Origin of the sequence: Methylobacterium sp. yr668 (assembly GCF_900116245.1) — a bacterium.
Classification (GTDB): Bacteria; Pseudomonadota; Alphaproteobacteria; order Rhizobiales; family Beijerinckiaceae; genus Methylobacterium.
The window spans coordinates 95,917-115,204 of the sequence record NZ_FOZY01000011.1; the positions used below are offsets into that span (position 1 = coordinate 95,917).

Consider the following 19,288-nt stretch of genomic DNA (forward strand, 5'->3'; position numbering starts at 1 on the left):
GCGTGGCGGGTCCGTCCTGGGTGTCGCACGCGCCAGGGATTGATCGATGAACCCGAATTTTCGCAACTTTGCCTTGTGGGTCGTCATCTTCCTGCTGGTGCTGGCCCTCGTCACCCTGTTCCAGAACCCGGGTCACCGGGGCGGCGGCAGCGAGATCGCCTACAGCCAGCTCCTGAACGACGCCGATGCCGGCAAGATCCAGTCGGTGGTGATCTCCGGGCAGGACGTGTCCGGCACCTACGTGGGCGGCGGCAACTTCACGAGCTACGCGCCCAACGACCCGAGCCTGGTCTCCAAGCTCCAGGGCAAGGGCGTGACGATCACCGCCCGCCCGCCGTCCGACAACACCCCCTGGTTCATCCAGCTCCTCGTGAGCTGGCTGCCGATCCTCGTCTTCATCGGCGCCTGGATCTTCCTCTCGCGCCAGATGCAGTCCGGCGCCGGCCGCGCCATGGGCTTCGGCAAGTCGAAGGCCAAGCTCCTGAACGAGGCCCACGGCCGCGTGTCGTTCGACGACGTCGCCGGCGTCGAGGAGGCCAAGGAGGATCTCCAGGAGATCGTCGAGTTCCTGCGCGACCCGCAGAAGTTCCAGCGGCTCGGCGGCCGGATCCCGCGCGGCGTGCTGCTCGTCGGCCCGCCCGGCACCGGTAAGACCCTGATCGCCCGGGCGGTCGCGGGCGAGGCCAACGTGCCGTTCTTCACCATCTCGGGTTCCGACTTCGTCGAGATGTTCGTGGGCGTCGGCGCCAGCCGCGTGCGCGACATGTTCGAGCAGGCCAAGAAGAACGCGCCCTGCATCATCTTCATCGACGAGATCGACGCGGTCGGCCGCCACCGCGGCGCCGGCCTCGGCGGCGGCAACGACGAGCGCGAGCAGACCCTCAACCAGCTCCTCGTGGAGATGGACGGGTTCGAGGCCAACGAGGGCGTCATCATCATCGCGGCGACCAACCGCCCCGACGTGCTCGACCCGGCGCTGCTGCGTCCCGGCCGCTTCGACCGCCAGATCATGGTGCCGAACCCGGACGTCACCGGCCGCGAGCGCATCCTGCGTGTCCACGTCCGCAAGGTGCCGCTGGCCCCCGACGTCGACCTCAAGACCATCGCGCGCGGCACCCCGGGCTTCTCGGGCGCCGACCTGATGAACCTCGTCAACGAATCGGCGCTCCTCGCCGCTCGACGCGGAAAACGCATCGTGACGATGCACGAGTTCGAGGACGCCAAGGACAAGGTCATGATGGGCGCCGAGCGACGCACCCTCGTGATGACCGAGGACGAGAAGCGGCTCACCGCCTACCACGAGGGCGGCCACGCCATCGTGGCGCTGAACGTCCCGGCCACCGACCCGGTGCACAAGGCGACCATCATCCCGCGCGGTCGGGCGCTGGGCATGGTCATGCAGCTGCCCGAGCGCGACAAGCTCTCCATGAGCTTCGAGCAGATGACCTCGCGGCTGGCGATCATGATGGGCGGCCGCATCGCCGAGGAGATGATCTTCGGGCGCGAGAAGGTGACCTCGGGCGCGCAGTCGGACATCGAGCAGGCGACGCGGCTCGCCAAGATGATGGTGACCCGCTGGGGCTTCAGCCCCGAGCTCGGCACCGTCGCGTACGGCGACAACAACGACGAGGTCTTCCTCGGCATGTCGATGGGCCGGCAGCAATCTGTCTCCGAGTCGACCGCCCAGAAGATCGACGCCGAGGTCCGCCGCCTCGTGGAGACCGGCCTGGAGGAGGCGCGCCGCATCCTGGCCGAGCACAAGGACGACCTGGAGGCCCTGGCCCAGGGGCTCCTCGAGTACGAGACCCTCTCGGGCGAGGAGATCCGCAACCTGCTCAAGGGCCAGCCCCCGATCCGCGACGGCGGCGACGTGCCGCCGACCCCGGCCCGGGGCTCCTCGGTCCCCTCGGCCGGCCGCGGCCGGCCGAAGGAGAGCGACGGCGGCCTGGAGCCGCAGCCGCAGGCCTGAGGTCGCGGAATCGGACGAGCGAAGGGGGCGCCGCGAGGCGCCCTTTTTCGTTCCGTGCGGCCTCCTCCGACGCGCGTGCGGATTCGGCGCTTCCGTCGACGGTTCGCTTTCAGGACGCCGTCAGGACCGCGCGGGGCAGCGTCGCGCTCCCTCATCAGCGGCGGCGTTCGCCGGCGGCGCGTGGTCGTCGCCACGTCTCCCGTGACAAACCGGACCTCCTGTCGGCGGATCGCGCGCGTCAGCTTGGCCGGAGGCTCGGCGGACTCCGCCGAATCGGAAACACAGGTCCCTTCCACAGGCCGCCGCGAAACCCCCGATGCCGGTCTCGACCTATCTCGTCGTCGCCCTCGGCGCCGTCGTCGCCGGCTTCGTCCAGGGCCTGTCGGGCTTCGGCTTCGGCCTCACGGCCCTGTCGTTCTGGGCCTGGGTGATCGACCCGCAGCTCGCCGCCGTGCTGGCCGTCTCCGGCGCCTTCACGGGCCAAGTCATCGCGGCGGTCTCGGTCCGGCGCGGGTTCGAGACCAGGCGCCTCGCGCCCTTCATCCTCGGCGGCCTCGCCGGCATCCCCCTCGGCGTCCTGCTGCTGCCGCGGCTCGACGCCGACTGGTTCAAGACGCTCCTCGGCCTGCTGCTGATCGTCTGGTGCCCGGCCATGCTGTTCGCCCGGAACCTGCCGCGGATCGCGGCCGGCGGCCGGCTCGCCGACGCCGCGGTGGGCCTCGGCGGCGGGATGATGGGCGGGCTCGGCGGCTTCACGGGCGTGCTGCCGACCCTCTGGTGCACCCTGCGCCGCTACGAGCGCGACGTGCAGCGCTCGGTGATCCAGAACTTCAACCTCGCGATGCTCAGCGTCACCCTGGCGACCTACCTCGCCGCGGGGCTCGTCACCCGGGCGACGCTGCCGATCCTGGCGGTGGTCCTGCCGGCGATGCTGGTCCCGACGCTGCTCGGCACCCGGATCTATCTCGGCCTCAGCGAGGTCGCCTTCCGCCGGCTCGTGCTCGGCCTGCTGACCGTCTCGGGCCTCGCGCTGGTCTCGGCCTCGGCGCCGCGGCTCCTGCAGCGCGCCGGGCGCCCCATTTCGACCGCCTTTGTCGGGGAGCACCCCGTTGACTCTGCCGGCCGGTGAGCCGCCGGCGGGCGCGATAATCTGCTAAGCTGTGCCGGGTCCGCGAGACCGGGCGCCGGAGACGTGATGGTGCGCAAGTATTTCGGAACCGACGGTATCCGGGGCCGGGCCAACGGCGTGATCACGCCGGAACTCGCCCTCAAGGTCGGTCAGGCCGCCGGCCTCGTGTTCCAGCGCGGCGACCACCGCCACCGGGTGGTGATCGGCAAGGACACCCGCCTCTCGGGCTACATGATCGAGACCGCGCTCGTCGCCGGCTTCACCTCGGTGGGCATGGACGTGCTCCTGCTCGGGCCGGTGCCGACGCCGGCCGTGGCGATGCTGACCCGCTCGATGCGAGCCGATCTCGGCGTGATGATCTCGGCCTCGCACAACCCGTTCGAGGACAACGGCATCAAGCTGTTCGGGCCCGACGGCTTCAAGCTCAACGACGCGATCGAGCACGAGATCGAGGGGCTGATCGACGCCGACATGCACAAGCGCCTCTCCGGCTCGAACGACCTCGGCCGGGCCAAGCGCATCGAGAGCGTGCACGCCCGCTACATCGAGTTCGCCAAGCGCACCCTCCCGCGGCAGGTGACGCTGGACGGGCTGCGGGTCGTGGTCGACTGCGCCAACGGCGCGGCCTACCGGGTCGCCCCCGAGACCCTGTGGGAGCTCGGCGCCGAGGTGATCGCCATCGGCACCGAGCCGGACGGGTTCAACATCAACCGGGATGTCGGCTCGACCGCGCCCGCGGCCCTGATCGACATGGTGCGCGAGCGCCGGGCCGATATCGGCATCGCGCTGGACGGCGACGCCGACCGGGTGCTGATCGTGGACGAGAAGGGCCAAGTGGTCGACGGCGACCAGCTCATGGCCGTCGTGGCGCGCTCCTGGAAGGAGGACGAGCGCCTGACGCAGCCGGGCGTGGTGGCGACGATCATGTCGAATCTCGGCCTGGAGCGCTTCCTCGGCGGTCTCGGCCTGACCCTGGCCCGCACGGCGGTGGGGGACCGCTACGTCCTCGAGCACATGCGGGCGCACGGCTACAACCTCGGCGGCGAGCAGTCCGGCCACATCATCATGTCGGACTACACGACCACCGGCGACGGCCTCGTGGCCGCCCTGCAACTGCTGAGCGTGGTGCAGCGGCAGAACCGGCCCGTGAGCGAGGTCTGCCACTGCTTCGACCCGCTGCCGCAGATCCTCAAGAATGTCCGCTACCGGAGCGGCGAGCCCCTGCGCGAGGACAGCGTGGTCAGCGCCATCGAGCACGCCCGCGAGCGGCTCGGCAATGCCGGCCGCCTCGTGATCCGCCCGTCGGGCACCGAGCCGGTGATCCGCGTCATGGCCGAGGGCGACGACCGCGGCCTCGTCAACGCGGTGGTCGACGAGGTGGTCGACGCCGTCACCCGCGCGGCGGCCTGAGGCCACAGCCTCGGAGCCGCGCCAGGCGCGGGGTCAGCCCAGGTCAGCCCAGGTCGGCGTAGGCGGCGCGCAGCTCCGCGGGCGCGGTCATCCGCCACGCGCCCAGCAGCGCCGCCCGCAGGGTCTCCTCCGCGCAGAGGTCGAGGTCGAGATTAGTCCAGCCCCGCCGCCCCCAGGCGCCGTCGAGCGGCGCGAACAGGTCCGGCTCGGCCTCGCACAGGGCGGCCTGATCGGCGGGCGCGAGGCGCAGCACGACCCGCGCCTCCTCAACCCAGAGAGTCGCGAAGACCCGGCCGCCGACCCGGAAATCCGGATTGCCGCTGTGGGCGCCCGCCACCGCCTCAGGCAGCATCAGCGCCAGGAGGCGCACGTCGTCGGGTCCCATGCGGCTTCACTCCCCGCGCCGCCCGGGCGCCCGGGCGACCATGATCGGGTCGCCCATGCGGCCCTGCCTCGACAGAAGAACTGCGCCGACCCCGGCGGCGCGACGCGGCGGAAACAAGCAAGTCTCGCCCGGATATCCGCTTCGACAGTTCGGCAACGAATGCGCAAGCCTAACATTTAACGTTAAGCCGGATTTAAGACGTTCCTTCCATCCTGCCCTCGTACCCCGGGACCGCGCGCCGCGCGTCCGGCTCACGAGTCCAGTGAAGGAATCCTCATGGCCCGCTCCAAGCTGAACGCTTTGGTGCGTAGCCTGACGCTCGCGGCGAGCGTCGGTGCGCCCTGCCTCGCCGCGGCCGCGGATCTGATGCTCCCGCCGCCCCCGCCCCCGCCGCCCCCGCCGATCGAGGTCGGCGGCGGCTGGTACCTGCGTGGCGACGTGGGCGCGAGCATCTACACCCGTCCGCGCTACAGCGACGCTTACGACTACACCGGCTACGCCGAGTCCAACCGCGCCTTCGGCAACGCGGTCGGCGGCGGCGGTTTCGCGGGCGTCGGCGTCGGCTACCAGTTCACCCCGTTCCTGCGCGGCGACATCACCGGTGAGTACCGCTACTCCACCGGCCTGCGCGGCAGCGAGTACTACAAGGGCCCGGATTTCGACAACGGGCTCGGCTCGTACGGCGTGAACAAGTCGAGCGGCAACTTCGACTCCGCGGTGGTGCTGGCCAACGCCTATTTCGACCTCGGCACGTGGTACGGCATCACGCCGTTCATCGGCGGCGGCGTCGGCTACGCGTTCAACCACGTCTCGAGCTACTCGACCAACCAGCAGTTCACCAGCCCGACCTACGCGTACGATTACACCAATGCCGGCTGCGGCTGCATCCCGTACGCCCCGGTCTACGACCCGAACGGCAATCCGGTCTACAACACCAACAGCGGCAGCAAGTTCTACAAGGACAAGACCAGCGGCAGCTTCGCCTGGGCGCTCCACGCCGGTCTCGCCTACAACGTGACCGACGCGCTGAAGATCGAAGTGGCCTACCGCTACCTGAACCTCGGCAAGGCCGAGACCGGCCCGGGCTTCGTCCCGTGCTGCACCGGCAGCCTGCAGGCGATCAAGATCAAGGACATCGAGGCGCACGACGTGAAGATCGGCCTGCGCTACTACCTCGGCGGCTTCGTGGCGGCCCCGCTGCCGCCGCTGATGCCGGAGCCCATCCCCGGCCCGCTGGTGCGCAAGTACTGATCGCGCCTCGACCGCGATTCCCCGGACGGACGACGACGGCGCGGAGGCTCTCCGCGCCGTTTCGCGTTTCGGCGCCCGTCACGACGCGCCGGGACCGGTCTCCCCGGATCGGGACTGACCTGTCGCAGTCGAGCAACGGAGAATTAAGGTTACTGGTCTATCACCGTGTCGAGGCTCGATCCGCCGTCCGTCTTTTTCCGTCCCAGGACGATCCCGATGCGTACCGTCACTTTCCCGCTGCTGGCGGTTCTCGGTCTCTGCGGCGTGAACACCGCGCGCGCCGCGGATCTCGATTACGATTACCTCCGCGGCGCCGAGTACGAAACGGCCCCAGTCGTGCAGACGGAGTCGGTCTCCGCAGAACTCTTCATGGGTTACGTGGCCGGTCGGGCCCATGAATACGTCAACGTTGTCGGTGGCCAAGGCCGGCTCAGCCAGCTGAACTGGGACACTAACTCCCTCGCCATCGGCGGCCGAGTCGCCTTCAGCCCCTTCGACGGCGTTACCATCCGCGGTCGCGGATGGACCTCCGTATTCTCGGGTGGGACGATGGAGGATTACGACTGGCTTAACGGTTACAAAGGCGCAAGCAGCTGGACCCATTACTCCCAGAGCCCCAACGCCAAGCCCGCCACCATGTGGCAGGCTGATGCCAGTGCGGCCGTGACGTTCTACAGCGACGAGGACACAGCGTTATACGCGATCGGCGGCTACCGATACTTCACCTTTAAATCGAATGCCCGGGGTGGGGCATACATCTACTCGTCGCCATCCGGATTCCGAAATGAGATGGGCATGTTCCCAGGAGGCCAGCTCGGCATCGCCTACCAGCAGGAATGGCAGACGCCCTATCTCGGAATCGGCGGCAAGATAGCGTTCGGTGACTGGACGGCCTCGGGCGAGTTGATCGGCAGCCCGGTGTCGATCGGAAACGCGAAGGACCATCATGCCCTACGCTACCTCGTCTACAAGGATTCAATGAGCCCCACCGGCATGGTCGGATTCGACGCCGCGCTGGAATACCGGGTGACGCCGGTGCTCTCCGTTGTCGGGCGCGCCGAGTACCAAAACTACCTCGAGGCGGCCGGTAGCGAGAAAATCTACGCGGGCGGAGTCCTCGCCACGGCCCTTCCAAAGCCTATGGTCGGCGCTTCGATGGAGACGTTGCTGCTCTCCCTGGGCGTCAAGGCCAAGCTCTGAGTCTGCCCGGAACGCGGCGCAGCTTCAACCGTGCTCCCCCGTTGCCCGACAGGCCCGACGCCATGCTGAGGAACAACCGAACCATGACGTCTCGCCCGCGCCGCGGGATCGTCCTCGCGGCCGGTGCCGCGCTCGCGCTCAGCCTAGGACCGGCCCTGGCCGCCGACCGGGCCGGACCGCCCTTCGACCCGGCCCTGTCGCCTGGGAATCCCGGGTTCGTGCACGGCCATCCTGTGCACCGCCGCCACCCACCGCGGCACCGCATCGTCGAGCGGGTGCCGGTGATCGGACCGCCGATCCGGGGACCTCATTTCTGGGGCTACCTGCCGCGCAACCACAACGTCCCGATGTACAACGAGCCGCCCCGCCGCGAGCCGGCCTGGTGAGGCCTCCGCTCAGCTGTCAGCTCTCCAGCTCGCTGTCCCAGTACAGGTAGTCGAGCCAGGTGTGATGGTACTGGCGGTGGTCGAACTCGGGCTGCCGGTGGTGCAGCTCGTAGCGCGTCGGCCGCCGCGGCTCGGTCATCAGCGGCATGTCCGCCTCGTCCGGCGTGCGGTTGGCCTTGCGCAGGTTGCAGGGCGAGCAGGCCGCCACGACGTTCTCCCAGCTCGACAGGCCGCCCCGGGAGCGCGGCACCACGTGGTCGAAGGTCAGGCCGCCCGAGGGCAGCCGCAGGCCGCAATACTGGCAGCTGAAACCGTCGCGCAGGTAGATGTTGTAGCGGGTGAAGGCCGGGCTGCGGGCCAGCGCCACGTAGTTCTTCAGCGCCACGACGCTCGGCACCCGCAGGGCGCGCGAGGGCGAGCGCGCCTCGACGTCGTAGCTCGCCACCAGGGTGACGCGGTCGAGGAACAGGGCCGTGAAGGCGTCCTTCCACGACCAGAGGGAGAGCGGATTGTACGAGAGCGGCCGATAATCCGCGTTGAGGACGAGGGTTTGGAGATCCATCATCGGCGCGACTCTTCGGACTAGCTCTGGCGCGTGGGACGCGCGGGACCATGCCGCCGCCCTGCCGGCCCGTCCGAACCGGCCCGGGGCCGATACGGGACGGGCCGGCGCGCGGAGCGACGGCTTGACGGGAGAGACGGAGGGAACAACAGGGCGGCGGGCCGGCGCGCGGGGGCGCCGGTCGATGCGGTAGCATCCGGAACGCGGCCGGGCCGGGCCGGTATCGCCACCGGCCGCGCCCTTTCGCGTAGCAACGAAAAGGCCCTGTCCATCAGGTGTTCATCTAATCCCAGCGTGACACCCTTGTGAAGCTTTTCCGGATGAGCCCCGGGGACGCACCCACAGCGGGCTCGCGGGGCGAGACCCGGCGCGGGATCCCCCCGGGGTGGGCAGCGGCACGGTTTCGCCCTATTGCTCGCCCAGAGCGCCCGGCCGCCAGGAGGCCCGCCCGGTCCCCGATCGCCGCCGATTCGCCGATGCCGGACTCCGGCCGGCCGCCGCGCGCCCGACGAGAGGTTGCTCATGCATCGTATCCCAGCGCGGACCCGGAAGCCGGAGGGCGCGCCGCGCCCGTCCCGCGCACTCGCCCTGCTCGCCGCGCTGGTGTTCGCAACCCCGGCGGCCCTGACACTGCCGGCCTTCGCCCAGGATCCGGCGCCCGCCGCCAAGTCTTCCGATCAGAAGCCCGCCGATCACAAGTCCGCCGACACCAAGGCCGCGCCCGACGCCAAGCCCGCGGACGGCAAGGCGCCCGACGCGAAGGCGCCCGACGCGAAACCCGCCGAAGCGAAGCCCGCGCCCCCGCCGGCCGCCAAGGCCGAGGTTCCCGAGCAGTTCAAGAAGGTCCGAGCCAAGCTCGACGCCGCCAAGACCGAGCTCGACGCCCGCGAGAAGCAGCTCGGCCACACGGAGCTGACGGTGGCCGACCTCACCGCCATCCGCGACAGCGCCGTGACGGTCACCGACGAGATCCGCACCCTGGTCACCCGGCTCGACGCGCCGCTGGAGGCCGCGCGCGAGCGCCTGGCCCAGCTCGGGCCGAAACCCAAGGATACCCAGGAGAGCGCCGACGTCGCCGCCGAGCGCGCCGAGCGCGAGGCCGCCGTCACTCGCATCGACGAGACCCAGCGCCTCGCCCGCTCCCTGGTGGTGCAGGGTGACCAGATCGTCGACCGCGTCTCGAATCGCCGCCGCGAATCGTTCACCCGCGACCTGCTCCAGCGCTCCCAGCCGCTGGTCGGCCCCGGTCTCTGGACCAAGGTGATGGGCGACGTCCCCCGGGACACGCGCGCCCTGCAGAGCGCCGTGTCGGATATCGGGCTGCTGTTTTCCCGCAACGGCAACCTCGCCAACCTGCTGTTCCTGGGGCTCGCCTTCGGGATCTCGGTGGCGCTGTATTTCGGCCGGCGCAACATCGCCCCCAAGGGCGCCCGCCGGGATGCCACCAAGACCGACCCGTCGCGGCGCGCCGTGATGCTCGCCGCCTGGCGGGTGATCCTGCTCGGCACGGTGCCGGCGGTGGCCGGATCCTACGCGGTCTACTACGCCCTCGATTCCACCAACCTGCTGCCGTCCCGGCTCCTGCCGGTCGCCGCCGCGATCCTCGGAGGGCTGGCCTTCATCGCCTTCGTGGAGGCCCTCTGCGACGGGCTGCTCAGCCCCGAGAAGCCGGCGTGGCGGCCCGCCCCGGTGAGCGACGCGGCGGCCACGCGCCTGACCCGGCTCGCCGTCGGCATCGCCACGGTGATCACCGTGGTGAAGTCCGTCGAGGCCCTGAATTCCGGGATCTCGGCGGCCCTGCCGATCTCCATCGCCACGCGGGGCATCGGGGCGGTCGCCACCGCGCTGATCCTCGCGGTCGGCCTCCACCGCTTCGCCGACACCGAGCAGGAGGAGGAGGCCTGCTTCGGCCCCTACGTGCCGACCAAGACCACGACGGGCATCGGCGGGCCGGCGCGGCTCCTGGGCTGGGCCGCGGTGGCGCTGATCGGGCTCGGCGCGCTGGTGGGCTACGTGGCCTTCGCGGCCTTCCTGATCGACCAGCTGATCTGGGACGCGGCCGTCCTCGTGCTGCTCTACCTGCTGGTCCAGAGCGTCGATATCTTCGTCGGCCGCGCCCTCAGCGACGAGACGCGGCTCGCCACCACGCTCCAGGCCAATACCGGCCTGCGCAAGCGCTCGCTCAACCAGATCTCGGTCCTGACGACCGGCGCGACCCGGCTCATCCTGTTCCTGGCGGCGGCGGTCCTCGTGCTGGCGCCCTGGGGGCTCGATTCCACCGACATCGTCTCGTCGGTCCGGCAGGCCTTCTTCGGCTTCAAGGTCGGCGACGTCACGATCTCGCTCTCCAGCATCGCCTTCGGGATCGGCATCCTGGTGGTCGGCGTGTTCATCACCCGCGGGGTGCAGCGCTGGCTGGAGAACACCTACCTGCCGGCCACCGACCTCGACGCGGGCCTGCGCAACTCGATCACCACGGTGGCGGGCTATTGCGGCTTCCTGATCGCGCTGGCGCTGGCCTTCTCGTATCTCGGCCTGAGCCTGGAGAAGCTCACCATCGTGGCCGGCGCCCTGTCGGTCGGTATCGGTTTCGGCCTCCAGTCGATCGTCAACAACTTCGTCTCCGGCCTGCTGCTCCTGTGGGAGCGCCCGATCCGGGTCGGCGACCAAGTGGTGATCGGCGATTCCGAGGGCATCGTGAAGCGGATCTCGGTGCGCTCCACCGAGATCCAGACCTTCGACCGCTCGGCCGTGATCGTGCCGAACTCGAACCTGATCTCCGGGGTGGTGAAGAACCGGGTGCGGGGCGACCGGACCGGGCGCGTCAGCATCACGGTCAGCGTCCTGCGCAACCAGGACCCGGTGCGCGCCGCCGAGATGATCACGGCCCGCGCGCAGGGCCATTCCGACGTCCTGAAGGAGCCCCCGCCCCGGGTGGTGTTCAAGAAGATCGGCGACCCGTTCCTGGAATTCGAGCTGCTCGTCTGGATCGTGGACGTGAGCCTCGGCCAGAAGGTGGTGACCGACCTGAACTTCTCGGTGTTCGCGACCCTCTCGGAGGCGGGCTTCATCCCGCCGCTCGGGCCCGGCTCCAGCATCGTCACCGTGCAGGGCCTCGACACGATGCAGAGCGCCATGGGCGAGATCGCCAGCCGCTTCATCCAGCCGGCCGCGGTTCCCGAGGGCGGCGAATCAGCCCGGCCCCAGCGCGACCGCGGGCTGCGCAGCGCCGGTGCCTGACCGGCCGCCGCCGAGGACGATCCGGACGGCGTTCCCGCCCGCGTCCTTGGCGGCGTAGAGCGCCGCGTCCGCCCGGTCGAACAGCCGGGCGCGGCCCCCGCGCCCGCTGGACATCCCCGCGGCGTCTCCCACCGCGATCCCCACGGAGGCGCCGATCCGCAACTCCCGGCCGCGATACGGGATCGGCCGGCTCAGGGCGGCGACGACGCGCCGGCCGCGCTCCACCAGCGCGAGCGGGTCGACGGGCGCCCGCAGAAGCACGGCGAACTCGTCGCCGCCGATGCGGGCCACGAGGGCCGCGTCCCGGCAGACGGCGGCGAGCCGCGCGGCCGAGCGCCGGAGGCACAGGTCGCCGGCCGCGTGGCCGTGGACGTCGTTGACCGGCTTGAACCCGTCGAGGTCGATCAGCAGCAGGGCGGCGAGGGGATCCGGACCGGCGCCGTCCGTCCCGGCCTCGAACCGCGCCTCGAATCCGCGGCGGTTCGCCAGCCCGGTGAGCGGGTCGCGCTCGGCGCGCCGGCTCAGCTCGGCCAGCCGGGCGATCTCCTCGGTGACGTCCTGCTTGGTTCCGAACAGGCGGGCGGGGCGCCCGTCCTCGGCCTCGACCGCGGCGCGGATCCGGATCCAGCGCCGCCGGCCCCCGGCCTGGATCTCGGCGTCGAGCACGAAGGCGCCGCTCCCGGCGATCGCCCGGTGCCGGAGCGCCTCCAGCAGGCGCCGCGAGGTCGGCTCGTAGAGGTCCAAGATCCGGGGCCGGTGCAGCGCTGCGCCCCGGGGGACGCCGAACAGGTCGTGGACCCCCCCGGACCAGTCGAGGGCGCCGTCGCGCAGGCGGCAGGACCAGAGGCCCATCCCGGCGGCCGCCAGGGCACGCTCCTGCCGCGCCAGCAGGCTGGCCTGCTGGCGGAGGATCGCCCGCTGGAGGGCGCGCGCGGCCGCGGCCTCCGACGCCGCCTCAGACGCTGCCGACGGGTCCGCGCACCCGCCGACGGGTCGGTCGCGGGGTGGATCCACCGGGGTCAGGGAACGCGCGGTCGTCATCGGTGTGCAATTTTAGACGGAGGGCCTTTGAGGAAGCCCTAACCGTCCGATGCGCGGCCGAGCGGCAGCCCCTATATGGCGGCTGGGCAGTGGGGCCGTCGCAGGGATGGGTGAAACGTGACGAGACGCGATCGGGACGGTCGACATGCGGGGCGCGGGCGCGCCCGGATCAGGACCGGAGCCCGGATGGTCGGTCCGGCCGCGCTGGCGGTGGCGCTTCTCGGCGGCTGCGCCGCCCAGCCGCCAAGCAGCGCCGGGCTGCCGAGCATCTACCTGCCGCTCGCCAGCAACAGCGCGCATATCGACGTCGAGGCGGCCCGCGACATGATCTCGTCCTACCGCCGCAACCGCGGCGCGCCGCCGCTGACGGTCGATCCCGAACTGCAGCGCCTCGCCGAGGCCGAGGCGGCCGCCATGGCGCTCGCCGACCGGCCGAGCCGGGCCCAGACCGTCAAGGCCGCCGTCGAGCGGCTCGGCTACGCGAGCGTCAACGCCAACCTCTCGGCGGGCTACCACACCCTGGCCGAGGCCTTCTCGGGCTGGCGCGAGAGCCCGCCCCACGACGCCACCATGCTGGCGCCCGGGGCGACCCGGATGGGGATCGCCACCGCCTACGCCCCGGGCTCGAAGTACAAGGTCTACTGGGCGCTCCTCACCGCGAAGTAGCGGCACCCCGCCGGTCGGCCGGCATGGAGGGGGCCTCGCCGGCGGGAGGCGAATCGGTCGTCCGGACAGCAGGCCGCCGTCGGTCATGAACGGCGCGAACGCCGCCTCGACGCCGCCGAGCCGTCGGGCACCGCCCGCGCGTCCGGGACGCGGCGGGTCCGGGCTAAGCTTCGGGAAACTTTGCTGAAGCAACCGTAAAGGCGACTGTTTCGAACCTGTATCGGCCCGTCATCGCCCGTTCAGGCAGGCGCTGGCATACCCGTTTCGTACGAGGGGTTTGACTCGGATCCGGCACGCATGCCGGCCGCGCGGACCTCCTCGGTGAAGGCGTGAGACCCGGGTCACACGGGCCGCGCCAGGGGTGGCGGAGCGGTACGATGGTTCGTCTGTACGGGCGGGTCCTGGGATTTCTGAAGGCGGAGCGGCGGCTGGCGATAGGCTTGGCCGTCACCAACGTGGTCCTGGCGATCGCGGCCTTCGCCGAGCCCCTGCTGATGGGCCGGATCATCGACCAGCTGACCCATCTCAAGCGCGGCGGTGACGCCATGGGCACGATGCTGCCCCTGCTCGCCGCCTGGGTGGCGTTCGGCTTCTTCACCATCGCGGCGGGCGTGTTCATCGCGCTCCACGCCGACCGGCTGGCGCACCGCAACCGCCTGTCGTCGATGGCGAGCTACTTCGAGCACGTCCTCGACCTGCCGCTCGCCTTCCACTCGGCCAACCATTCCGGCCGCGTCCTGAAGGCGATGCTGGAGGGCACGAACGGCATGGCGTGGCTGTGGCTCGGCTTCTTCCGCGATCACCTCGTCGCCCTGGTCTCGCTCGGCGTGCTCCTGCCGATGACCCTGTTCATCAACTGGCAGCTCGGCGCGATCCTGGTGGTGCTAGTGCTGGCCTTCACGGCGCTCACCACCTTCGTGATGCGCCGGACCGAGGCGCTCCAGGGCCAGGTCGAGGAATTCAACTCGGGGCTGGCCGCCCACGCCTCGGACGCCCTCGGCAACGTCGCGGTGATCCAGTCCTTCACCCGCGCCAAGGCCGAGAAGGAGGCGATGCGCGGCATCATCACCAACCTGCTCGCCGCGCAGATCCCGGTCCTGTCCTGGTGGGCGCTCGCCAACGTGGCGACCCGCGCCTCCGCGACCATCACCATGACGGCGATCTTCGTCACCGGCATCTGGCTCTACCAGGCCGGCACCACCACGGTGGGCGAGGTCGTGGCCTTCATGAGCCTCGCCACCGCCTTCGTGGCCCGGCTCGACCACGTGGTCGGCTTCGTCAACGGCCTGTTCCAGCAGGCGCCGAAGATCGCCGAGTTCTTCGAGATCTACGACACCGTCCCGGCGGTGGCCGACCGGCCGCACGCCCGGCAGGTCGCCCGCTTCGAGGGCGCGGTCACCTTCGAGGACGTCGCCTTCTCGTACGACGGAAGGCGCCAGGCGCTCGACGGGGTCTCGTTCACCGCCAAGCCCGGCGAGACGATCGCGCTGGTCGGGACCACCGGCTCGGGCAAGTCGACGACGCTCGGCCTCCTGCACCGCAGCTTCGACCCGGCCTCCGGCGCGATCCGGATCGACGGCATGGACATCCGCGACGTCGGCCTCGCCTCGCTGCGCCACAACATCGGCGTGGTGTTCCAGGAGCCGATGCTGTTCGCCCGCTCGATCCGCGAGAATCTGCAGGTCGGCTGCCCCGACGCCACCGACGCCGAGATGCTCGACGCGCTGGAGCGCGCCCAGGCCAGCGCCTTCATGGCGCGCCAGGCCGACGGGCTCGACACGGTGATCGGCGAGCGCGGCCGGTCGCTCTCGGGCGGCGAGCGCCAGCGGCTGTCGATCGCCCGGGCCCTCCTGAAGAACCCGCCGATCCTGATCCTCGACGAGGCGACCTCGGCGCTGGACGCCGCCACCGAGCGCAAGCTCCAGGGCGCCCTGGAGACCGTGATGGAGGGGCGGACCACCTTCGTCATCGCCCACCGCCTCGCGACGATCCGCGACGCCGACCGCATCCTGGTGTTCCACGAGGGCCGGATCGTCGAGGCCGGCACCTTCGACGACCTGGTCGCGCAGGACGGCAGGTTCGCCGAGCTCGCCCGGGCGCAGTTCATGGCGGCCCAGGCGGAGGAAGACGAGGGGCTGGCGCTGGCGGCGTGAGGCGCCGCCGGGCGCACCGCGTCGTCGGGTCCGGGCGCGAACCCCTCTCCCGCGCGGGAGACGGTGGGGTGCGACCGGGACGCTCCGGGATCAGGCGCCCGTCCCGGACCTGCGGCCCTCCATCTCGGCCCGGCGCGCCAGCATCTTCGCCTGCAGGCGGGCGCGGCGGGCGGCGATCACCGTGCCGTTGATCTCGCCGCCGAACAGGAACATGGCGGCGAGCCAGTAGAGGAAGACCAGGAACACCATCGCGGTGGCCAGCCCCCCGTAGGTCGACGCGTAGGCGTTGGAGAATCGGTCGAGGTAGTAGCCGAAGCCGAGGCCGGCGAAGAACCACAGGAGCAGCGTCACCCCGATCCCCGGCAGCACCGACAGGATCGAGCGCCGCCCGGCCGCGACGAACTTGTGGGCGATGACCAGCACGACGGCGAGCAGCAGGGCCGTGACGCCGATCCGCCCGATCGCCACCGTGAGGCTCAGGGGCTCCAGGCCCGGCGCCACCAGGACGACGTTGCGCCAGATCAGCGGCCCCAGCACCACGAGCAGCGCGAAGGCCAGCATCGCGAAGGCGCCGCAGATCACGTAGCCGATCGATTCGAGGCGGGTCAGCCACCAGGGCCGGCTCTCGCGCAGGCCGTAGGCCCGGTTCAGCCCGACCCGAAGGCTCTCGACGCCCGAGGAGGAGAAGTACAGGGCGAACAGCGCGCCGAGCGTCAGCACGCCGCTGCGCTGCTCGGTGAGCACCCGGTGCACCTCGCCGACGATCGGCTTGGCGATCTCCCGCGGCCACGCGTCGAAGATCAGCACCCCGGCCTCGTCGGCCAGCGACTGGGTGCCGAACAGGCCGGCGAGCGCTGCCAGCAGGATCAGGAACGGGAACAGCGAGGTCAGGCTCGAGAGGGCGATGTGGCTCGCGATCGCCCAGCCGTCATGGGAGACGAAGCGCTGCGCGGCGACGCCCATGACCTGTAATCCGCTGCGGAGGGGTTTCACGGGTGTCCAACGATCCTCGATCGCGCGATCCTCGGGGCGGCCCTCTCCGGGAGAGGTCCGCCGATGAACGGCGCCGGCACCCGCGCGTCAACGCCGCCGGCGCGCTCCGGTCCCGATCGGCGGCCGGTGACGCGTCCGCGCCACGCCGGTGCCGGTCGCGCCCCGTGGGCAAGATCACCGTTGCGCCGGGCGCGCCGGCATGCTCCGTCCGGCGGCCATGCCTACGCTCTCCCGCCCGTCGACGCTCGCGTCCGGCGCTCTCCCGGCGCTGTTCATCCCGATCTGGGCCACGGGCTTCATCTCGGCCCGGGCGGTCGTGCCGCACGTCGATCCGCTGGCCTTCACCGCAATCCGCTTCACGGCCGTCGCCCTGGTGTTGGCCCTGATCGCCGCGGCCGCCCGGGTGCGCTGGCCGGCGGACCGGGCGGGGTGGCGCGACCCGGTCGTCGCGGGCTTCCTGATGCAGGGCGTCTACCTGTCGGGCGTCTTCTGGGCGGTGAGCCACGGGCTGCCGGCCGGCATCGCGGCGCTCGTCGGCAGCCTCCAGCCGCTGCTCACCGCGCTCCTGGCGCAGCCGCTGCTGGGCGAGCGCGTCAGCGGCCGGCGGGCGCTCGGGATCCTCATGGGCTTCGTCGGCACCGGCCTCGTGCTCGCCCCGAAGCTCGGCGCCACGGACCCGTCCGGGATCCCGCCGGCGGCGCTGGTCGTCAGCCTCCTGGGGGTGCTGGCGCTGACCCTCGGCACGCTCTGGCAGAAGCGCACCGGCGGCCAGGTCGATCTCCTGGCCGGCGCGACCCTCCAGTTCGTCGGCGGCATGGCCTGCGCCATCCCGCTGGCGCTCGCCTTCGGCGGCGGCGCGTTCGATCCGGCGCCCGCCCTGTGGCTCGGCCTCGGCTGGGCGGTCCTGGTCAACTCGGTCGCCGGGATCCTGCTGCTGCTGGTGCTGATCCGGAGGGGCGCGGTGGCGGGCGTCGCCGCCCTGTTCTTCCTCGTGCCGCCGGTCGCGGCCGTCCTCGGCTACCTGCTGTTCGGCGAGGTGCTGACCCCCGTGCAGGGCGCCGGCATGGCGCTCGCCGCCCTCGGCGTGGCGGTAGCGAGCCGCGGCTGAGATGGCCGCGGGCGGTCGCCGCCGAGGCCGCGACCCCTGCGACGGAAGGCGCGGAAACCCTTCGCGCCCTCGCGGTTTGATGCGCGCGGGCCGGATCGGCCCGGGCCGGCAGCGCGCGAGGCGAGGATGAACCAGGACAAGCCCCGCGAGATCCGCCTCGCCCTCGACGCGATCCCTCTCGGCGGCAAGGCCGAGGGCAAGGGCGAGGGGGCCGCGGGCGACGACGCGGTGCTGTTCGTGCGCGACGCCGACGGGGTGCGCGCCTTCCAAGCGAAGTGCCCGCATCTCGGCGCGCCGCTGGCCAAGGGCGAGATCTGCGGTGGCCGGCTCTACTGCCCCTGGCACAAGGCGGCCTTCGCGGTCGTCGACGGCAGCCTGGAGGAGCCGCCGGCGCTGGAGGCGCTGACCCGCTATCCCGTCCGGATCGAGGGCGGCGAGGCGGTGGCGACGCTGACCCCCGAGCCGGTCCCGGCGCGGCGGGCCGAGGCCCCTGTCGGAACGGTCCTGATCGTCGGCACCGGTGCGGCCGCCGCCGCCTGCGTCACCACGCTCCGGCGCGAGGGCTTCGCGGGGGCGATCACCCTGGTCGGCCGCGAGGGCCACCCGCCCTACGACCGGACCAAGCTGTCCAAGCAGTTCCTGGCCAAGCCCACCCCGGCGGAGAAGACCCTGCTGGAGCCGGACTTCGCCGCCGCCCACCGGGTCGAGCGGGTCGAGGCCGAGGCGACGCGGATCGACCCGGCCGGCCGCAGCGTCGCGCTGGCGGACGGGCGGGTCCTGTCCGCCGACGCGCTGCTGATCGCCACCGGCAGCCGCGCGGTGGTGCCGGACTTCGAGGGAAGGGATCTCGACGGCGTCATGACCCTGCGCAGCCTCGACGACGCGGTGCGCCTCAGCGCCGCGGCGGAGCGGGCGATGCGCGTGGTGGTGATCGGCGCGGGCTTCATCGGCCTGGAGGCCGCGGCCTTCCTGACCAAGCGCGGCCTGTCGGTGACGGTCCTGTCCCGGGAGGAGGTCCCCTTCGCCAAGCGCTTCGGCGAGGCCGTGGGCGCGGCGCTGAAGCGCTACCACGCCGGCAACGGCGTGACCTTCGTGACCGGCACGGTCGCGCGGATCGCCGGCACCGGCCCCGTCGAGGCCGTCGAGACCGAGGACGGCGCGCGGCTTCCGGCCGACCTCGTGCTGATCGGCGCCGGCGCCGCGCCGGAGACCGGGATCGTCGCCGGGGTGGAGCCGGACGAGTCCGGCGGCCTCCCGGTCGGCGCCGACCTGAAGCTCGCCGACAACGTCTGGGCCGCGGGCGACATCGCGGCCTTCCCGGAGCGCGGCAGCGGCGTCACGGCGCGGATCGAGCACTGGCGGCTGGCGCAGCAGCACGGCACGCATGTCGCCCGGGCGATGCTCGGCGCCACCGGCGCCTTCGCGGGGGCGCCGTTCTTCTGGAGCAACCAGGGCGACAAGCGCCTGGATTACGGCGGCTACGCGCCGGATTTCGAGCGGATCATCCTGCAGGGCGACCCGGCGGCGCTCGACTTCATCGCCTACTATGTCCGCGACAACCGCGCGGTGGCCGCCTGCAGCATCGGCCGCAACCCCGCCTTCACGGCGTTCCTCCACCTGCTGGGCGAGGGCCGCGTGCCCGCCCCTGACCGGATCGAGGCCGGTGCGGATCTCGCCGCGCTGGTGTGACGGCGCGACATCGGCGCCACGTCGGGGCGGCCGGACCGAGGGAACAAGGTCGGGCGGTCCATCTTTCGGTAGACGCCGCCCGCCGTCTCGTGAGCCGGGCCCGCAC

The 19,288-nt window shown here is 71.6% G+C and carries 15 protein-coding genes; 11 read left to right on the forward strand and 4 right to left on the reverse strand.

Annotated elements, in window-relative coordinates:
- Positions 1-46 precede the first annotated feature (46 nt).
- From ftsH to glmM, 3 genes are all read left to right on the forward strand, one after another.
- Positions 47-1,969, forward strand: coding sequence for an ATP-dependent zinc metalloprotease FtsH (ftsH, locus tag BM419_RS15820; RefSeq protein WP_056533689.1), 1,923 nt, complete (start codon positions 47-49; stop codon positions 1,967-1,969).
- Positions 1,970-2,285: 316 nt separating this feature from the next.
- Positions 2,286-3,098 (forward strand): sulfite exporter TauE/SafE family protein, encoded by an 813-nt coding sequence (locus BM419_RS15825; RefSeq protein ID WP_091926977.1) that lies wholly within the window; start codon positions 2,286-2,288, stop codon positions 3,096-3,098.
- A gap of 69 nt (positions 3,099-3,167) precedes the next feature.
- Positions 3,168-4,508, forward strand: coding sequence for a phosphoglucosamine mutase (gene glmM, locus BM419_RS15830; protein ID WP_026605059.1), 1,341 nt, complete (start codon positions 3,168-3,170; stop codon positions 4,506-4,508).
- Between the two features lie 43 nt (positions 4,509-4,551).
- Here glmM and BM419_RS15835 read toward each other — a convergent pair whose 3' ends face one another.
- Positions 4,552-4,893 carry an MmcQ/YjbR family DNA-binding protein gene (locus BM419_RS15835; RefSeq protein ID WP_091926978.1) on the reverse strand — a complete coding sequence of 114 codons (342 nt, stop codon included), beginning with the start codon at positions 4,891-4,893 and terminating at the stop codon, positions 4,552-4,554.
- Between the two features lie 276 nt (positions 4,894-5,169).
- On the opposite strand from BM419_RS15835, the gene BM419_RS15840 reads away from it, so the two are divergent.
- The 3 genes from BM419_RS15840 to BM419_RS15850 all read left to right on the forward strand — a co-directional run bounded on the left by BM419_RS15840 (position 5,170) and on the right by BM419_RS15850 (position 7,730).
- Positions 5,170-6,144, forward strand: coding sequence for an outer membrane protein (locus BM419_RS15840; protein ID WP_091926979.1), 975 nt, complete (start codon positions 5,170-5,172; stop codon positions 6,142-6,144).
- Between the two features lie 216 nt (positions 6,145-6,360).
- Entirely contained in the window at positions 6,361-7,344 is a 984-nt protein-coding gene (locus BM419_RS32905; RefSeq protein ID WP_091926980.1) for an omptin family outer membrane protease, read from the forward strand.
- An 83-nt stretch (positions 7,345-7,427) separates the two neighbouring features.
- On the forward strand, positions 7,428-7,730 hold the full coding sequence (locus BM419_RS15850) for a hypothetical protein (protein ID WP_091926981.1): 303 nt from the start codon (positions 7,428-7,430) through the stop codon (positions 7,728-7,730).
- A gap of 16 nt (positions 7,731-7,746) precedes the next feature.
- Here BM419_RS15850 and BM419_RS15855 read toward each other — a convergent pair whose 3' ends face one another.
- Entirely contained in the window at positions 7,747-8,295 is a 549-nt protein-coding gene (locus tag BM419_RS15855) for an HNH endonuclease (RefSeq protein ID WP_020094004.1), read from the reverse strand.
- 519 nt (positions 8,296-8,814) lie between these two features.
- On the opposite strand from BM419_RS15855, the gene BM419_RS15860 reads away from it, so the two are divergent.
- Positions 8,815-11,532 carry a DUF3772 domain-containing protein gene (locus BM419_RS15860; RefSeq protein ID WP_091926982.1) on the forward strand — a complete coding sequence of 906 codons (2,718 nt, stop codon included), beginning with the start codon at positions 8,815-8,817 and terminating at the stop codon, positions 11,530-11,532.
- Here BM419_RS15860 and BM419_RS15865 read toward each other — a convergent pair.
- Complete coding sequence (locus BM419_RS15865) at positions 11,485-12,573, reverse strand: GGDEF domain-containing protein (protein ID WP_091926983.1); 1,089 nt, start codon at positions 12,571-12,573, stop codon at positions 11,485-11,487. The two genes, BM419_RS15860 and BM419_RS15865, sit on opposite strands and share 48 nt — an antisense overlap.
- Positions 12,574-12,759: 186 nt before the next feature.
- Between BM419_RS15865 and BM419_RS15870 the strand changes: the two genes are divergently transcribed.
- Together BM419_RS15870 and BM419_RS15875 are read left to right on the forward strand one after the other, a co-directional pair.
- Positions 12,760-13,239, forward strand: coding sequence for a CAP domain-containing protein (locus BM419_RS15870; protein WP_091926984.1), 480 nt, complete (start codon positions 12,760-12,762; stop codon positions 13,237-13,239).
- A gap of 377 nt (positions 13,240-13,616) precedes the next feature.
- Complete coding sequence (locus tag BM419_RS15875) at positions 13,617-15,392, forward strand: glucan ABC transporter ATP-binding protein/ permease (protein ID WP_020094000.1); 1,776 nt, start codon at positions 13,617-13,619, stop codon at positions 15,390-15,392.
- Between the two features lie 90 nt (positions 15,393-15,482).
- On the opposite strand, the gene BM419_RS15880 is transcribed toward BM419_RS15875, so the two are convergent.
- Positions 15,483-16,355, reverse strand: a complete 873-nt coding sequence (locus BM419_RS15880) for a YihY/virulence factor BrkB family protein (RefSeq protein ID WP_091926985.1) — start codon at positions 16,353-16,355, stop codon at positions 15,483-15,485.
- 229 nt (positions 16,356-16,584) lie between these two features.
- Between BM419_RS15880 and BM419_RS15885 the strand changes: the two genes are divergently transcribed.
- On the forward strand, positions 16,585-17,493 hold the full coding sequence (locus BM419_RS15885) for a DMT family transporter (RefSeq protein WP_091926986.1): 909 nt from the start codon (positions 16,585-16,587) through the stop codon (positions 17,491-17,493).
- 126 nt (positions 17,494-17,619) lie between these two features.
- Positions 17,620-19,182 carry an FAD-dependent oxidoreductase gene (locus tag BM419_RS15890; RefSeq protein ID WP_091926987.1) on the forward strand — a complete coding sequence of 521 codons (1,563 nt, stop codon included), beginning with the start codon at positions 17,620-17,622 and terminating at the stop codon, positions 19,180-19,182.
- Positions 19,183-19,288: the final 106 nt, after the last annotated feature.

What these genes read in the sequence shown, in the direction of transcription:
- BM419_RS15870 (WP_091926984.1), top strand. Translation starts at nt 12,760, where the DNA reads ATGGTCGGTCCGGCCGCGCTGGCGGTGGCGCTTCTCGGCGGCTGCGCC.
- BM419_RS15855 (WP_020094004.1), bottom strand. Translation starts at nt 8,295, where the DNA reads ATGATGGATCTCCAAACCCTCGTCCTCAACGCGGATTATCGGCCGCTC.
- BM419_RS32905 (WP_091926980.1), top strand. Translation starts at nt 6,361, where the DNA reads ATGCGTACCGTCACTTTCCCGCTGCTGGCGGTTCTCGGTCTCTGCGGC.
- BM419_RS15840 (WP_091926979.1), top strand. Translation starts at nt 5,170, where the DNA reads ATGGCCCGCTCCAAGCTGAACGCTTTGGTGCGTAGCCTGACGCTCGCG.
- BM419_RS15835 (WP_091926978.1), bottom strand. Translation starts at nt 4,893, where the DNA reads ATGGGACCCGACGACGTGCGCCTCCTGGCGCTGATGCTGCCTGAGGCG.
- BM419_RS15860 (WP_091926982.1), top strand. Translation starts at nt 8,815, where the DNA reads ATGCATCGTATCCCAGCGCGGACCCGGAAGCCGGAGGGCGCGCCGCGC.
- ftsH (WP_056533689.1), top strand. Translation starts at nt 47, where the DNA reads ATGAACCCGAATTTTCGCAACTTTGCCTTGTGGGTCGTCATCTTCCTG.
- BM419_RS15880 (WP_091926985.1), bottom strand. Translation starts at nt 16,355, where the DNA reads ATGGGCGTCGCCGCGCAGCGCTTCGTCTCCCATGACGGCTGGGCGATC.
- BM419_RS15825 (WP_091926977.1), top strand. Translation starts at nt 2,286, where the DNA reads ATGCCGGTCTCGACCTATCTCGTCGTCGCCCTCGGCGCCGTCGTCGCC.
- BM419_RS15850 (WP_091926981.1), top strand. Translation starts at nt 7,428, where the DNA reads ATGACGTCTCGCCCGCGCCGCGGGATCGTCCTCGCGGCCGGTGCCGCG.
- BM419_RS15865 (WP_091926983.1), bottom strand. Translation starts at nt 12,573, where the DNA reads ATGACGACCGCGCGTTCCCTGACCCCGGTGGATCCACCCCGCGACCGA.
- BM419_RS15875 (WP_020094000.1), top strand. Translation starts at nt 13,617, where the DNA reads ATGGTTCGTCTGTACGGGCGGGTCCTGGGATTTCTGAAGGCGGAGCGG.
- BM419_RS15890 (WP_091926987.1), top strand. Translation starts at nt 17,620, where the DNA reads ATGAACCAGGACAAGCCCCGCGAGATCCGCCTCGCCCTCGACGCGATC.
- BM419_RS15885 (WP_091926986.1), top strand. Translation starts at nt 16,585, where the DNA reads ATGCTCCGTCCGGCGGCCATGCCTACGCTCTCCCGCCCGTCGACGCTC.